At 59.9% G+C, this 16310-nt stretch carries 15 protein-coding genes; 13 read left to right on the top strand and 2 right to left on the bottom strand.

Annotated features, from left to right (window positions below; genetic code table 11):
* Window positions 1-541: 541 nt before the first annotated feature.
* Window positions 542-2167: an NADP-dependent glyceraldehyde-3-phosphate dehydrogenase gene (locus tag IB273_RS04275; RefSeq protein WP_192223338.1), complete on the top strand. Its 1626-nt coding sequence runs from the start codon at window positions 542-544 to the stop codon at window positions 2165-2167.
* A gap of 498 nt (window positions 2168-2665) precedes the next feature.
* A complete protein-coding gene (locus tag IB273_RS04270; protein ID WP_192223337.1) occupies window positions 2666-3937 on the top strand; it encodes a RidA family protein in 1272 nt (423 codons plus the stop codon).
* A gap of 184 nt (window positions 3938-4121) precedes the next feature.
* On the opposite strand, the gene IB273_RS04265 is transcribed toward IB273_RS04270, so the two are convergent.
* Both IB273_RS04265 and IB273_RS04260 read right to left on the bottom strand, forming a co-directional pair.
* Window positions 4122-4595: a Bro-N domain-containing protein gene (locus IB273_RS04265; RefSeq protein ID WP_192223336.1), complete on the bottom strand. Its 474-nt coding sequence runs from the start codon at window positions 4593-4595 to the stop codon at window positions 4122-4124.
* 423 nt (window positions 4596-5018) lie between these two features.
* Window positions 5019-6158: a Kelch repeat-containing protein gene (locus IB273_RS04260; RefSeq protein WP_192223335.1), complete on the bottom strand. Its 1140-nt coding sequence runs from the start codon at window positions 6156-6158 to the stop codon at window positions 5019-5021.
* A 973-nt stretch (window positions 6159-7131) separates the two neighbouring features.
* Between IB273_RS04260 and pstS the strand changes: the two genes are divergently transcribed.
* The 11 genes from pstS (at window position 7132) to IB273_RS04205 (ending at window position 16256) form a co-directional block, all read left to right on the top strand.
* The gene (pstS, locus tag IB273_RS04255; RefSeq protein ID WP_192223334.1) at window positions 7132-8163 is read left to right on the top strand and encodes a phosphate ABC transporter substrate-binding protein PstS; all 1032 of its coding nucleotides are present in this window, start codon (window positions 7132-7134) and stop codon (window positions 8161-8163) included.
* A gap of 74 nt (window positions 8164-8237) precedes the next feature.
* The gene (gene pstC, locus IB273_RS04250) at window positions 8238-9203 is read left to right on the top strand and encodes a phosphate ABC transporter permease subunit PstC (protein WP_081519724.1); all 966 of its coding nucleotides are present in this window, start codon (window positions 8238-8240) and stop codon (window positions 9201-9203) included.
* Entirely contained in the window at window positions 9203-10096 is an 894-nt protein-coding gene (gene pstA / locus IB273_RS04245) for a phosphate ABC transporter permease PstA (RefSeq protein ID WP_081519723.1), read from the top strand. The genes pstC and pstA overlap by 1 nt, the downstream gene beginning before the upstream one ends.
* A 76-nt stretch (window positions 10097-10172) precedes the next feature.
* A complete protein-coding gene (gene pstB / locus IB273_RS04240) occupies window positions 10173-10934 on the top strand; it encodes a phosphate ABC transporter ATP-binding protein PstB (RefSeq protein WP_054911197.1) in 762 nt (253 codons plus the stop codon).
* A 49-nt stretch (window positions 10935-10983) separates the two neighbouring features.
* Window positions 10984-11682, top strand: a complete 699-nt coding sequence (locus tag IB273_RS04235) for a hypothetical protein (RefSeq protein WP_081519721.1) — start codon at window positions 10984-10986, stop codon at window positions 11680-11682.
* Window positions 11683-11741: 59 nt separating this feature from the next.
* Complete coding sequence (locus tag IB273_RS04230; protein ID WP_192210804.1) at window positions 11742-12287, top strand: hypothetical protein; 546 nt, start codon at window positions 11742-11744, stop codon at window positions 12285-12287.
* Window positions 12288-12659: 372 nt separating this feature from the next.
* Window positions 12660-13700, top strand: coding sequence for a sterol desaturase family protein (locus IB273_RS04225; protein WP_192223333.1), 1041 nt, complete (start codon window positions 12660-12662; stop codon window positions 13698-13700).
* Between the two features lie 160 nt (window positions 13701-13860).
* A complete protein-coding gene (locus IB273_RS31835) occupies window positions 13861-14556 on the top strand; it encodes a PAAR domain-containing protein (RefSeq protein WP_412548059.1) in 696 nt (231 codons plus the stop codon).
* A complete protein-coding gene (locus IB273_RS04215) occupies window positions 14557-15135 on the top strand; it encodes a transglycosylase SLT domain-containing protein (protein WP_192223331.1) in 579 nt (192 codons plus the stop codon).
* A 23-nt stretch (window positions 15136-15158) separates the two neighbouring features.
* On the top strand, window positions 15159-15746 hold the full coding sequence (locus IB273_RS04210) for a hypothetical protein (RefSeq protein ID WP_192223330.1): 588 nt from the start codon (window positions 15159-15161) through the stop codon (window positions 15744-15746).
* A gap of 192 nt (window positions 15747-15938) precedes the next feature.
* The gene (locus IB273_RS04205; RefSeq protein WP_192223329.1) at window positions 15939-16256 is read left to right on the top strand and encodes a hypothetical protein; all 318 of its coding nucleotides are present in this window, start codon (window positions 15939-15941) and stop codon (window positions 16254-16256) included.
* Window positions 16257-16310: the final 54 nt, after the last annotated feature.

Genomic DNA, 16310 nt, shown 5'->3' with positions numbered 1-16310 from the left:
ATTAGCCGATGGGTATCGCTGCGCTCCACCCATCCTACGAACTGCCCTGCCTGGGAGCCCCCGTAGGATGGCGTGGAGCGCAGCGATACCCATCACGCCCAGCGCCCCATAACCCGGCGAGCATCACCAACCGCCCGCCCCGGATTCCTGCAACGAGGTATCGCCCGTGACTTCCTCCGCAACTCCGAAAGCCCCCACCCAGCCCGCCTGGCCCCGTGATTTCGACATCCGCGCCCGCTACGCCGAGCAGCAGGAACTCCTGCAGCCCGCTCCGGCAAAGCAGCCAAACCCGGCACACCCGTAGGGCGCATAACCCGGAACGGGTTATCCGCCGCCCCACCCGTACACCGTAAAGCCGGCGGATAACCGCAAGCGGTTATCCGCCCTACGCACCTGAGTTCCGGAGGAGCGAGCCATGCCCGCGATCGCGCGCGCAGCGCGCTCCTACACCGGTCATCGCACCATTTGCTGAATCGATTAATCTGAAGACAGCTACGATCTAAAACAGACCAGTCGCCCACCTTCCCCCGAGGGATGAGTCATGCCCGACAACAACAAGCTCGACCATCTGTTCCCCCGCCTCACCGACATCCCCGACGCCTGGCGCCCCGACGCGCCCGTCGAGCAGCGCGAGTACCTGGTCAACGGCGAACTGCGCTGCTGGGACGGTCCGCTCGCCCCGGTGCGCAGCCCGATCTTCCTCGCCACCGACCAGGGCGATGAACAGGTCATCCTCGGCAGCACGCCGCTGCTGGATGCCGACGCCGCCCTCGCCGCGCTGGACGCCGCCGTGGCTGCCTACGACAACGGCCAGGGCCAATGGCCGAACCTGCGCGTAGCCGAGCGCATCGCCCACGTCGAGCGCTTCCTCGACCGCATGCGCGAGCAGCGCACCGCCGTGGTCAAGCTGCTGATGTGGGAGATCGGCAAGAACCTCAAGGACTCGGAGAAGGAGTTCGACCGCACCTGCGACTACATCGTCGACACCATCCAGGCGCTCAAGGAACTGGACCGCCGCTCCAGCCGCTTCGAGCTGGAACAGGGCACGCTGGGGCAGATTCGCCGCGTGCCGCTGGGCGTCGCGCTGTGCATGGGCCCGTACAACTACCCGCTGAACGAGACCTTCACCACCCTGATCCCGGCGCTGATCATGGGCAACACGGTGGTCTTCAAGCCCGCCAAGTTCGGTGTGCTGCTGATCCGCCCGCTGCTCGAAGCCTTCCGCGACAGCTTCCCGCCGGGCGTCATCAACGTCATCTACGGGCGCGGCCGCGAGACCGTCAGCGCGCTGATGGCCAGCGGCAAGGTCGACGTCTTCGCCTTCATCGGCACCCACTCCGGCGCCGCCGACCTGAAGAAGCTCCACCCGCGCCCGCACCGCCTGCGCGCCGCCCTCGGGCTGGACGCCAAGAACCCCGGCATCGTCCTGCCCAGCGTCGACCTCGACAACGCGGTCAGCGAAGCCATCACCGGCGCCCTCTCGTTCAATGGCCAGCGTTGCACCGCGCTGAAGATCCTCTTCGTCCACGAAGACGTGCTGGACAGCTTCCTCGCCAGGTTCAGCGCCAAGCTTGCCGAACTCAAACCCGGCATGCCCTGGGAATCCGGCGTGGCGCTCACCCCGCTGCCCGAGCCGGGCAAGGTCGACTACCTCAACGGCCTGCTTGAAGATGCGCTGGCCAAGGGCGCCAGGGTCATCAACCCCGGCGGCGGCGAGAGCCGCGAAAGCTTCTTCTACCCCGCGTTGCTCAGCCCGGTGCGCGCCGACATGCGGCTGTACAACGAGGAGCAGTTCGGCCCGCTGGTGCCGGTGGTGCCCTACCGCGAGCTGGACGAGGTGATCGACTACGTCCTGCAGTCCGACTACGGCCAGCAGCTCAGCCTGTTCGGCGACGACCCCGAGCAGATCGGCCCGCTGGTGGACGCCTTCGTCAACCAGGTCGGCCGCATCAACATCAACGCCCAGTGCCAGCGCGGCCCGGACAGCTACCCCTTCAACGGCCGCAAGAACTCCGCAGAAGGCACCCTCTCGGTCCACGACGCCCTGCGCACCTTCTCCATCCGCACCCTGGTGGCCACGCGCTTCACCGACGCCAACAAGGCGCTGATCAGCCAGATCATCCGCGACCGCGATTCGAGCTTCCTGACTACTGATTACATCTTCTAGAAAGAGCCCCTCACCCTAACCCTCTCCCGCAAGCGGGAGAGGGGACCGTTCGGCGCGAGGAGAGTCCACATCATCAGCCGGCACGATTGCTCCCTCCCCCTTCGGAGCAGGGCGCGCAGCCAGGGCTGGGGAGAGGGTCCTACAGGATAAAACCAAACTGCCAGCCGGCACAGACTGCCCCCTCTCCCTCTGGGAGAGGGCTGGGGTGAGGGAAAGCCCAGGCACCGGACCTCCACAAAAACCACCACCCCCGCTTTCAGAAATCCCTTTCGCAATATCCCGACACCCTCCCATCGCCAATTGAAACAACCCGGTAAGGAGACCCCACTACGCTTGCCATAAGTCAAAGGGGTCACCCTTCAAGACTCGATAGTCTGCGCGCCTCTCGACGAGCTTGATATCCGTCGTCTGAACCGATAGTGGCAACGACCGATATCGCAATGGACGAAGCGTTTGCCACCCAATCCACGGATTCCCAGCGAACAAGGGAGCACCAACATGAGTGGCTACAACGCAGTTCTGGCACGTAACACCGACAAGGCCCCGCAAAACCTCGGCCCCTATGCCCAAACCGTCGCCTTCTCCCACTACAACAACCTTTCCGCCCAGCTGCCGGTCGACCCGAGCAGCGGCAAGCTGGTGGCCGGTGGCGCAAAGGAACAGGCCGAACAGTGCTACAGGAACCTCAAGGCCGTCGTCGAAAGCATCGGCCACAACCTGAATGACACTGTCCGCATCTCCATCTTCCTGACCAACATCGCCGACGCCGAAGCCGTCGCCAAGGTGCACGCGGCCTTCTTCCCCAACTACCTGCCGACCCTCACCACCGTCGGCGTGGCCGCCCTGCCGCTGGGCGCCCAGGTACAGGTCGAAGCGCTCATCACCTGCGGCGAAGGCACCATCCCCAGCGCCCCGCAGGCCGGCGACCTGATCAAGGTCGAACGCAACACCGAGAGCGCGCCGCTGAGCCCGCTGTCCACCCAGACCGTCGCCTTCTCCCACTACAACAACCTCAGCGCCCAGCTGCCCATCGACCCGCGTACCGGGAAGCTGGTGGCCGGCGGCGTCGAGGAGCAGACCCGGCAGTGCCTGCGCAACATCAAGACCATCCTCGAAAGCATCGACGTGCCCTTCGACGACATCGTGCGCATCACCGTCTTCGTCAAGAACCTCGCCGACATGCAGGCCGTGAACCAGGTCTACACCACCTTCTTCCCCGACTCGGCTATCGCCCGCGCCGTCGGCTACTTGCCGGCACGCACCGTGGTGCAGGCGCAAGCCTTGCCGATGGATGCCCTGGTGCAGGTCGAGGCCGTGGTCTCCCACGGCGACGGCACACCCCCGCAGGCCGTCGAAGACCGCCACGGCATCGTCATCAAGGCCCACAACACCGACGCCGCGCCGAAGTGCCCCTTCTCCACCCAGACCGTCGCCTTCTCCCACTACAACCACATCTCCGCCCAGCTGCCGCTGGACGTGAAGACCGGTGAACTGGTGGCCGGCGGCATCAAGGAACAGGCCGGCCAGTGCTTCAAGCACCTCAAGGCCATTGTCGAAAGCATCGACCACGCCCTGGCCGATGTGGTGAAGGTCAACCTCTACCTGAAAAACATCGACGACATCGCCGCCGTCGATGAGGTGTACGCCAGCTACTTCCCCGGCGGCGTCCCCGCCCGCCGGACAGTCGCCGTAGGCGCATTGCCCAAGGGCGCGCTGATCCAGATCGACGCCGTGGTCGCCAACGCCGAAGGCACCCCGCCGGCCGCTTGATTGGCAAACGCCAATCAAGCCCTATCCGGCTGACACCACTGAATGACTCACACCTGACGGTCCCCTCTCCCGCTTGCGGGAGAGGGTTAGGGTGAGGGGCTCTTACTCTTGTGTAGGAGCGGCGGGGGCGCCTAGCCCATGCCCGCGACCAGCGCCGAAAGGCGCTCTCCTACATCTGTACGCCCTACTCCCTCCGCCACCATCTCCCGCGCCGCTCCTCGCGCATCAACCGCGGCACCTCCCCCATCGGCACCCAGTACTCTCCCTGCCAATCCAGCACCGCCACAGGCCGCCCCTCACCTTTCGCCTGCAGCCGCTTCGGCTGCCCCATAGGCACCAGCCCCTGATCCCTGAGCGTCGGCAGCACATGGCCGGTGATCCACATCCGCAACTGCCGATGCTCCGGATCGCGAAATCGCTGCAGCACATGGAAAGCGCCGTAGTCACTGACCAGCAACACGTCCTCCTCGCCGCTGCCCGTCACCAGGCGCGCCTCGCGAAAGAGGTCCTCATCCAATCGAAGAACATAAGCATCGACCCGCTCGCGGATCAGATACCCCAGCTCGCGGGCGACCAACCAGGGCTGGTTGTCGATCAACACGCCGCGCAGGGAACGGTTGTAGCGGTGGAAAACGGTGGGAACGTAGATGTCGTCCATGGAGTTGAGACCTTTGTGGTTAGTCCAGAAAGGCCACTCCTCCGTCGCCAAACGGTAGGGGTGGCAGAACCGCGCAAGGTTGGCGAACCGGAACCACAGGACCGGCAGACCCGAAGGCCTCCCTGCGCGGCCTGCCATAGCAAGACACTGCGGACGTAGAAATACGTCGCAGCGCTATGGGCGCAGTCGCGCTGTGGATTTACCGGGTCGCCAAACCCGCTCCCCTGTCGCTTTCACAGGGGCGTCGGGAGGTTATGGGGAAGAGTTACAGCGGTCAAGCCGCAGGAGTTGGTACATACAGTTCAGCGCCGTTATCCGATGTCAGCTTCCGATCCATAGCCGTATTTCGTGTGAATGCCGAAAGCTGGAGACAAGCGCGCGTCTCAGGACGCCTGGAGGCGTCCTAATTTCCTGCGTTTTCTTCTAGTCAGCACCGTCACTCGCCAGCACGGAAAGCGGTTCGATCTCCCACTCGATACCCTCCAGCTTGGCCAATGTTGCCAAGGTGCGAGCTTGAAGTACCTCCAGTCGATCCGTGCTGAGGCGCCCCTTCACCAGAACGTCAACACTGAACATACTCTCGGTAAAACGTACGGTGAGACCATCCATGACCAAGTAGTACTCACCGCACTCTTCACCGTCAGCGGGGGGCTCACAACCGTCAATTCGATAGAGCCGGGCAAGCTCGGCAAAGTTGGGGGCGTCTTCGAACTTCCAATCGTCCGAGATGCCGCAACTTGGGTTCTCGTGAGCCCAAAGAGCCCGGCGCAGCTCCCATAGGCGATTGAATTTCCGATCAGCGCGGTGCATCGACCATTGTTGCCAGTCAAGAGAAGTCAGCCGGGTCCAGTGACCTGAACTGATATTCAGAGACCAACTATCAATGTTCTCAATCATTGAGCATCTTTCGCCAAGCCAGCAGGAACCACCGGTGACCACAACAGAATCGCCATCCTCGGAAAGCTCGGCAGCATGACCGTGCAGCCAGCCGGGAGATTGGCCGTCAGTCGTCATGCGCTCAATGCACCAGGTATCTAACGACAGGCGATAAACTGGGGTGACGCCCGCAACACGGTCGGAGGGATAGCCAAGACAACCGATAATCAGAAGAGAGTTTCCGACCATGGTCGCAGTGTGAAAATCGGTGGCGGCGAACTGATCCCTAGAATAGCCGCGTATATGGATGCTGCCGTCCGGATCAATGACGATCACATCGTTATAGATATAAAAATCAGGATCGTAGTGGTCTTCGTGCTCGCCGCCGATATACACGATGCGCCCGTCAGACAGGGTGGTCTGAGACATCCCGAAACGGTCGAAGCACCACATTGGCCCTGACTCATATGATGAAGGCCCGTTAAATCTCTCATTGGCGATAAAGGCCGAAAGATGTGTTCGTACTAGCCAATGCCACGTTTGATTGTCCAGCGACGCCGGACCTGATAGCACCTCGCGCGGGGAGCGCCAAGCAAGAAATTCGTCTCTGCCGAGTGTTGCCGGAGGTTGCGTTTCAACCTCATACGCTTCCCTCTTGGCGCGCCTGTAATCTTCCTGATCAGACATATTTTCTGCACTCTCCGTAGTTGATTGCGATCGTACCCTCGAACGTATTCGGCTGTCTGAATTTGAGTTAGCCCGGCAACACAGCCTTCGAAGTCTGTTTGCATTGATGACCACTAGCGTCCGCTTCTGGCCAATTGCAGCCTCCAGCGAGAGGGGGCTACCGCCCCATAGCGGCCCCTGCCGTCCAAATGCGCTCAAGAGAATCGACTAAGCGCACATACGGCCCTAAAAGCGCCGCCCCTTCCTGGGCTTAGCGATGAGTTGCCAATCATCTTCATAGACTACGGCGCCAGGGTCCGCAGTCCGAAGCACTTCAACGTGAAAACCATGGAGTTCCAGAACGCCTTTTAGCCGCCACATATGTTGAATAGCCTCACTGGCAGCGGGCTTGAACCATGAAATGGCGCGACGATGCTCTTCTGACTTAAGAACACCCGGAACGAACAAATGCTCGTTGAACCAAGCCAAGCAGTTTCGTAGCTCGGAGTGTTCGCCAACAGTGAGGTCGCCGTTATCTCGAAGCTCATGGGCACAAACCAGGATTCCGGTTGTATGGCCTGAGTCAGGGTCCATTGCCAACGTGGTAAATCGAATGAGCATCCGTACTTGATCCTCGCTGGAACGACCGTTATTGGCCGATATCGCCCCCTGGCGAGCGGCCTCGCCCCGACAATTCATGGGCGGCAACCGAACGCATCTGCATCCCTTGGCACTGCCAAGTGACCGTAACTATTTATTGCGCAGCGTGCTCATCGAACGGGGGGCGATTCCCCGCCCCGAACCTCCGCCCCTGCCCTGAAATGGCCGCCAGCCCCGGCGGGCAGCCGCTGCTAACTCACCTGAAACGCACCGCAGAAACCCGGAGATAGACCAGTCGAGCCGGCGAGCCAGAGCGTTTGCCACCGCGCTGTCATAAAACATTCACAGGACCCGATCACAGTATGGCAGCCCGATATCAAAAGGATTGCCCTCGATGAAAAGCTTTGTGAAATCTGCTGCGATCGCCGTTACGCTGTCCATGTGTGCCTCTTCCGTCGTCTTTGCCGACGAAAGCGTCCGCCTGACCGGCTCCGGCGCCAGCTTCCCCGCTCCGATCTACCTGACCTGGTTCAAGGACTTCAGCAAGAAAACCGCTGGCGTCACCGTGGATTACCAGTCCAAGGGCAGCGGTGCGGGCGTACAGGATTTCCTCAACAAGACTGTGGACTTCGCGGCCAGTGACTCGGCCATGAAGGACGAGGACATCGCCAAGGTTGCCGAAGGCGTGCAACTGCTGCCGATGACCGCCGGCGAAATCGTCCTGGCGTACAACCTGCCGGGCAGCCCCAAGGGCCTGAAACTGCCGCGCGACGTGTACTCCAACATCTTCCTGGGCAAGATCACTCAGTGGAACGACCCGCAGATCGTCGCGGCCAACCCTGAGCTGAAGCTGCCGGCCCTGCCGATCACCGTTGTCGTGCGTGCGGATTCCAGTGGCACCACCGCTGTGTTCACCAAGCACATGTCGACCATCAACCCGGAGTTCAAGACTGCCCTGGGTGAAGGCAACACCGTCAACTGGCCGGCCAGCGACAAATTCATCAAGTCGCCGAAGAACGATGGCGTGACCGCTACCGTTCGCCAGACCCCGGGCGCCATCGGCTACATCGAGTACGGCTTCGCCAAGCTGGCCAAGGTCGACTTCGCCGAGCTGCAGAACAAGGCCGGTCAGTACGTCGTGCCGAACGCGGAAAGCGGTGCCGCGGCGCTGGCTGCCGTGAAGTTCCCGGAGAACCTGGTGGCCTGGCTGCCCGATCCGGACGGTGCCCAGTCCTACCCGATCACTTCCTACACCTGGATGATCTTTCGCAAGCACAACGAGAACCCGGCCAAGGCCAAGGCCATGCGTGAAATGGTCGAGTACGGCCTGACCGAAGGGCAGAAGATCGCTGATTCGATGGGCTACATCCCGCTGCCGCAAGCAGTCGTCGATCAGGTTCGCAAAGCTTCCGCCAACATCCAGTAACGCCTGCGAGTCTTCATCCGGCGGGGGCTGTCGGCCACGCCGGATGAGATTTCCACCTGTTCCGGAACTCTCCCATGACCCAACCTTTTGTCGTACCGGTAAATCCGGACTCTGCCTGCCAACCGCCATCCGCGAAGGATTTCCTGGTTGACCGGACCTTCCGTGCCATTGCACGCCTGGGTGTGGTCCTGATTCTGGTGCTGGTCGTTGCCCTCGTGTTCGAAGTCGGTCGCAAGGCCTTTCCGGGCATGGAGAAACATGGCCTGGACGTTCTCCTGGGTTCGGTCTGGGACGTCAACCAGGGCAAGTACGGCATTCTGCCGGCCATCTGGGGCACGCTCTACAGCGCACTGATCGCTCTGCTGATCGCAGGCCTGTTCGGCGTCAGCATGGCGATCTTCCTGACCCAGGATTTCCTCCCCGCCAGGCTTGCGGCGGTGTTCCGTACCATCGTCGAACTGCTCGCCGCGATCCCCAGCGTCGTTTACGGCCTGTGGGGGATCTACGTGGTGATCCCGGCCATTCGCCCGCTGACGGCGTGGTTGAACAGCGAACTCGGCTGGATACCCTTTTTCGGCACATCGTTGAGCGGGCCAGGCTTGCTGCCCGCCTCTCTGGTGCTCGCCATCATGATTCTGCCCACCATTGCGGCGGTCTCGCAGGACGCTCTCGCCAGCGTGCCGATGAAGACCAAGCAGGCCGCCTACGGCATGGGCACCACCCATTGGGAAGCGATCCTCAAGGTGATGGTGCCCTCCGCGGCCACCGGCATCTTCGGCTCCCTGGTCCTGGGCCTGGGCCGCGCACTGGGTGAAACCATGGCCCTGGCCATGCTGGTCGGCAATGCGAACACCATTTCCCTGTCGCTGTTCGCACCGGCCAACACGCTGGCCGCCTTGCTGGCGCTGAACTTCCCCGAAGCCGGGCCGAACGAGGTTGAAGTGCTGATGTATGCCGCACTGGTGCTGATGTTCATCACGCTGATCGTGAACGTGCTCGGCTCCATGATCATGCTTTACGCCCAGCGGGGGACCAAGTAATGACCAGCCTCACTCCCACCGTTTCTGCCCTGCCGAGCCTGCAGCGCAAGCTTGAGGGCCGCGCCCTGCGCAGCCTGGTGCTGACCACGCTGGTCTGGCTGGGCGCGCTGCTGGCCAGCGTGCCGCTGATCTCCGTGCTCTACATGCTGATCACCCGTGGTGGTGCGCGCCTGAGCCTGGAGGTATTCACCGAACTTCCACCGACCGGCTTCGAGACGGGCGGCGGCTTCGGCAACGCGCTGGCCGGCACCTTCGTCATGGTCGGTATCGCCGCCGCCATTGCCGTTCCGGTTGGCATCATGGCAGCCGTCTTCCTGGCTGAACTGGGGCCGGACAGCAAACTGGCGAGCGCCGCGCGCTTTGCCGCCAAGACGCTCACCGGCCTCCCCTCCATCCTGGCCGGCGTCTTCGCCTACGCCCTGGTGGTGATGACCACCGGCACCTACTCGGCACCGGCGGGTGGCGTGGCACTGGCCGTGCTGATGCTGCCGATCGTCGTGCTCACGGCCGAAGAGTCGATGAAGATGGTGCCCAAGATCATGAAGGATGCTGCCTACGGCATGGGCTGCACCCGCGCACAGGTCATCTGGAAGATCGTACTGCCCACCGGCCTGCCGGCGATCCTCACCGGCGTCATGCTGGCCGTGGCGCGCGCCGCTGGCGAGACCGCGCCGTTGCTGTTCACCGCGCTGTTCAGCAACTACTGGATCTACCACGACGGCAGCCTGGCCGTGATGAACCCCACGGCCTCGCTTTCCGTGCTGATCTACAACTTCTCCGGCATGCCCTTCGACAACCAGCTCGAGCTCGCGTGGGCCGCATCGCTGGTGCTGGTGATGATCGTGCTGATCGTGAACGTCATCAGCCGCATTTTTGGCAAGCCCAAGTTTTGAGATACGGAGCATCCGAATCGTGAACACAGCTACTGCACAGAAAGTTGCCCCGGTTGGCGCCGAGACCCAGGTGGTCATGGACTGCAAACTGGACAAGATTTTCTACGGCAATTTCATGGCGGTACGTGACAGCCACGTGCCGATCGAAAAGAACAAGATCACCGGTTTCATCGGCCCTTCCGGCTGCGGCAAGAGCACCGTGCTACGCAGCCTGAACCGGATGAACGATCTGGTGCGCGGCTTCCGCTTCGAGGGCCATGTGCATTTCCTCGGGCAGGACGTCTACGGCAAGGGCGTGGACCCTGTCGTGGTGCGCCGCTACATCGGCATGGTGTTCCAGCAGCCGAACCCGTTTTCGATGAGCATCTTCGACAACGTCGCGTTTGGCCTGCGCCTCAATCGCTACAAGGGCGACATCGGCGACCGGGTCAAGCATGCCCTGCAGGGCGCCGCGCTGTGGGATGAAGTGAAGGACAAGCTGAAGGTGAGCGGCCTGTCGCTCTCCGGTGGCCAGCAGCAACGCCTGTGCATCGCTCGCGCCATCGCCACCGAGCCGGAAGTCCTGTTGCTGGACGAGCCGTGCTCGGCACTCGACCCGATCGCTACCCGCCGTGTCGAGGAGCTGATGGTCGAGCTGAAGAAGGACTACACCATCGCGCTGGTCACCCACAACATGCAGCAGGCCATCCGTGTCGCTGACACGACGGCGTTCTTCTCGGTGGACATTTCCCAGGGCACCCGCACGGGCTACCTGGTCGAAATGGGCGCGACGAAGCAGATCTTCGAAAGCCCGCGGGAAAAAATGACCGAGGACTACATCAGCGGCAAGTTCAGCTGAGTCGAACCTGCATCGTATGAAGCCACACACCTCTTTGTCAGGGTTGCCCATGCCTGCCACGCGCCGTCTTGATCTGCGAGCGATTGAACGTGCGCTGCGTGAGGTGCAAGGCCGTTTCGGCGAGCTCAGCCAGTGCTTTACCGAGCCGCGTGATCCGTTCACCGATGAAGTGCTGCACAACGTGCTGGAAGGTTACGCCTTGATCGACGACTACGTCGCACGGGGCGTCGACCTGTTCGATCTGCAGCAGGTGAACCTGATGCTGGAGATCAACGCCACCGTGCTTTGCGGCCGCGACCCTGCCCGTCGGCTGGAATTCGCGCCGCACCTGGCGGCCACCGAGGCGCACTTCTTCAACAACGTCGAAGGCGGCATCAAGGACCTGTACAACTGGTACTGCGCGTATCACAGCGAATCGGTGTGGAAGCGCGCTGCCGGTGTCTATGTGCGGATTCTGAGCAAACCGCAATTGTTCATCGAAGGTAACCATCGCAGCGGCTCGCTGATCGTCAGCTATCTGCTGATACGCGCCGGGCTGCCGCCGTTCGTGCTGACCCTGGACAACGCCAAGGGTTACTACAACCCGTCATCGGTCATCCGCAACTCCGCCAAGCATGGCGTAAAGGCGCTATTCGAATTGCCCAAGATCAAGAAAAAGTACGCCGCCTTCCTCGAAGATCATTCACCGGATCCGGACCGTTTTTTCCTTGGCGAGAAGCACGCCTCCGCCTGTCAGGGAGGTGCCTGATGAGTACGCAACCCATGCTCGCCACCTGCCTGGCCATCAAGGATCAGCTGTGGGACGCCATGAAGGGTTCCCTTGCGCCTTACCGCTTCGGACGCCCGCGCATACGGATTTCGTTCGATATCGATGACACCCTGGCCTGCCTCCCCCACCACAGCGACGTCGAACCCAGCAGGCTCCCGGTGTTCATTCATCGCTGGCTTGGCGAACCGCTGCGTATCGGCACCCGCTCCCTGACCCGGGAACTGCGCCGCCAGGGCTGCAGCATCTGGGTCTACACGTCCTCCGGCCGCACACCCTCCTATATCAGGCGCTGGCTGCTGCTGTACGGCATCCACGTCGATGGCGTGGTCAACAGCGTTCGGCACAACCAGGCGCTGACCGAGCGCGGGCTGGCGAACGCCCCCTCGAAACTTCCGCCGGCATTCGATATCGACCTGCATGTCGATGATTCCGAAGGCGTGAAGAGCGAAGGCCATGACCACGGCTTCCGCGTCGTTGTCGTGCGTCCGGACGATGATCGCTGGGCGCAGCGAGTCCTGGATTCAGTGGCTGAACTCCAGGAAACGCTGGATCGACAGCAGCAGCCATTGGCGACAGCAGCCTGAGCCGTCAACCACGCGGCTCGTTGCTGACTGGCAAACGTCTTCACCCTGCCCTTCGCGCGGAACCTGCAGCTTCGCGGATGTCGCTCCTTTGCCGACTCCCTCAAGGTTGCGCCCCGGCTTAATGCACCGTGCGGGCGTCACCCCACTTCATCGATGCCCCGCTTCAGGCCAATCCAGTCGCCTCCGCACATCAGGCTGCTGACGACCCCCTGTCGAATTGCCCCGCCCCGGCACCGCTGGACTTTGACAGCGTGATCCCCCAGGTTCCATGCTGAGCGAACGCGTGACTTCCCATGAGTCGCCAGCGCCTCAGCGCCGTGGGTGATCACTCGAAGTACAAGCCTGTTCACCTGACTCCCGGCGCCAGCGCCCATGCCTGACCTCTCGCACCTCCACCGCCACTTCACCGAGTGGGTGATCAACCCCATCACCCATCAGGTCGCCGGCCTGTTCGACCTCAGCGGCCGCGTCGGCGTGGTGTTCCTGCTGTGCTCCTACGCCATCGCCTACGCATTGTTCCGCTTCCGCCGGCAGCGCGGGCTGACGCAGGCGGCGTCGTTCTGGCAGTTCATTGGTGGTAGCCGGGTGAACCTGCATCGCTCGGCGCTGCTGGATTACCGCTACTACCTGGTGCGCGGCATCCTCAATGTGGCGTTGCTGGTGCCCATCGTCGGGCTGGTCGATCCCTACATCCTGCGTTCGGGCGACTACATCGCCTTCTTCACCAATCTCTGGGGCGCGCGGCCGCAGGTGGGGACGAACCTCGGCCTGTCGCTTCTCTACGGGCTGGGGGTGTTCCTGGTCAGCGACTTCAAGAACTACTGGGTACACCGCGCCTTCCATTCACGCTGGCTGTGGGCGTTCCACAAGGTGCATCACTCGGCGGCGGTGCTGACGCCGATCACCGCGAGCCGCGTGCACTTCGTGGAGAAGCTGGCGGCGCAGCTGGCCGGCGCCTTCGCCCTAGGCGCCTATGCCGGCGCCTTCTGGTACCTCTGCGGCGGAGAGATCAGCGCCTACACGCTGTTCGGCGTGACCTACATGATCCTGCTGTTCAACGTGCTGGCGACCAACCTGCGCCACAGCCACGTGTGGCTGTCGTTCGGGCCGGTAATCGAGCATGTGCTGAACAGTCCCGCCCAGCACCAGATCCACCACAGCGACGCGCCCCGCCACTTCAACAAGAACTTCGGCATCAACCTGTCGCTGTGGGACTGGATGTTCGGCACGCTCTACGTCACCCAGCGCGCGCCGGAGCCGATCCAGTTCGGCGCCGGGGAGCAGGATGACGAGAAGTATTCTTCGCTGTGGAGCCTGGTCGTTATGCCGTTTGTGGAGACGGTGTGGAAGATTCGGATGATAAGGCGTGTGCAAGGAGCTTCGCCCATCACATCGAAGACACCTTCCTCCTGATCAGGCCCACTCCCTACTCTGCTCCTACACCCCGTTCAACGTCTCCCCGTCAAATCTCCTCTGCCAGCTCTGGCAATCGCATACAGCCCTCTCGGCTGTTTCCGACACCCTGCCCACAGTTCTCCTTGATAGCGTCCGGTATCCATTTGGCTTCCTACCGATGAGGAAGCCTACGCCCGTCGATTCAGGAGAACGACATGACTCAATTCGCAGCTCCGCACAGCCTCCAACTCCGCAAAACATCCGGGGACGCCCCCGTGGATGGCGAGGCCAGGTTATGAGACGCCCGCAAATTTTCGGTCGCGGCCAAGCGCTGAACGGTGACTGGACGACCACTGGCGCAAGCCTGATCAGCACGATTCCTTCCAATGCCACAACAGATCGCCGAGGAATGGTACGTAGGGGCGATCCGACAACCGTATGTCCAAAATGCGGAAAGACAGGTGTCGTTGTGGAGGGGGAATCTCGCTTCAACTTGCTTGGGAAGCCGATTGCACTAGATGGGCACTTGGTGAGCTGTAGTTGTCCGATTGGGAGCAATCGGATTATTGCGCCGTTGGGGGAGCTTTCATCCAGCAGTCACGGATCAACGCCAAAAGCCGAGAAAAATTCACTCTCAATATCCCCTTCCTCTGAGAGTCAAACATTCACCCAGCAGTTCCTAATTACCGATGAAGCGTCGGGCGCACCACTTACCAACACAAAATATAAAATAATCACAAAATCCGGGATAGAAGTATCCGGAATAACTGGAATTGACGGAAAAACACAGATAATACACACGAGCCAAAAGGAGGAAATAACCATCCATATCTACGAAAATCACAGACCAATCGATCATAACTGGGACGTTTAAATGAGCACATCAGGAAGAACCTTAAGAACTCACACGACCACGACATCTCGCGGGCAAACTACATCACCCACAGTTATCCCCGTAGACACCTCCTCCAGGCTCAAAGAAATCAGGAAGCTAGTCAACGACAACAATAAATCCGAGATAGATACAGATACGATAATTTGCCAGATATATATGGAGTCTCGGTTCAATCCAAGAGCTGCTGCCGATTCAAGCACGGCCAAAGGGCTAATGCAATTACTACGAGCCCCCATTCGCGAGCTTTATCGACTTCGAGAGCTTGAAAAACCAAGATCGCAAAGAAGAGCAGAATCTGAAATATACATTGAAGCAGACCGCTACCATGCTGGCGAGGCGCTTTGGGACGAAGCTAAAAACATACAAACAGGAACTGAGTACCTTCAAATACTTATCAACCAACAACGGCAACGAAACGCATCAACCCCAATCGAAGAAGCATACAAAAAATATCGTGGACTGAGCAATGGAATATACTACAGAAAAATAAAATCCGCAGCACAACTACTAAAGTCGAGACCGAATGACATGAAGATATTGCAGGACATGGTAAATTGAGAAATATATTTCTATTAGCAGCAATGACCCTCCCTTTCAGCGCAGAGGGAGATGATTTAGAGAAAATCACTTGCCGCTTGGGAAATCCTCCTTCATACGATATAACCATAACTGAAAGTCTGCCGATAGAAAGTACAAAGCTATATAGCATCAAGCTCCCCAACAGCATTGACTCACCAATCTACTCAGGTAAAGAAAATACGCCAGAAGATGCCATACAACTCTCTAGAGGCTCAGATGTAACAGCTAGCTGCCTCGGCCACCCAGAAAAGATACTATTTATCTCCGGAGAGTTTTCATCCAACTTCATCCAAGGGATAATTTTTCGTTATGACTCGAAACTTAGGTCACTACAAAGACTCGACACATATGAAAGATCGCCCGCATCTAAAATTTACCTAGGGGAAAAATATTTCTCAGTAGTAGTCCCAAGCGACTTTCGGGAGACATCCAAGAGATATCTAATTTATAAATACTCTACACATAAAGAAAACAGGGAAACACCATCACCTTCAAACAAGCTTCCCAACAAGAAAAATCGCCAAATTGTTAACCTCCCAAGACCTCCTGAAGCCGTAACCAGCCCGAACACAAACAGCAGGAAGAATTGACCCCTCAGAACCGCAGCCTTTCAGCCACCCAATCATGTATCCGCGCAGCACTGGGAGACAGCAATCAGCATGCCGCTCGATCTTTATAAGCACAGACCAATGAGACCCAGCCTTCTAGTTATATTTATTTATATTTCTGGCTGCATTCCATACCCAACATAAAAGACACTACAGCCTTACGCCGAGGCTCATGTGCTTGACCAAGATGGGGAGCCGATCTCAGGAGCGAAGGTCAGTCTCATTAGCAGAGCTTACCCTTATCGCTTTGAAAAATTCAGAACCATCTCGATCACTAACAATGGGGTCGCGAGATTTTTCAAGATCAAAGATTTTCGCATCGAAGCAATCGGACTGCATGGTGCAGAGTTTTACTTCTGGAACTGGTGCATTGAGGCAAGCGGATACAAAACATACTCAACTTATTATGGTGATGCCGATAATTTTGATCCAAGCCCCGTATTCAAACTTGAGCCTGGCGCTTCGAGTTCGTGCGAACCTGAACCCTCTTGATAAGCCTCTTCCATCCGGCGTGAAACCTTCTTCAGATTTTTCTAAACACCTTAA

The organism is Pseudomonas sp. PDM19 (assembly GCF_014852215.1).
In the GTDB taxonomy this organism is placed as follows: domain Bacteria; phylum Pseudomonadota; class Gammaproteobacteria; order Pseudomonadales; family Pseudomonadaceae; genus Pseudomonas.
The sequence above is the reverse complement of the archived record's forward strand: the minus strand, read 5'-3'. Positions and strand labels throughout refer to the sequence as shown.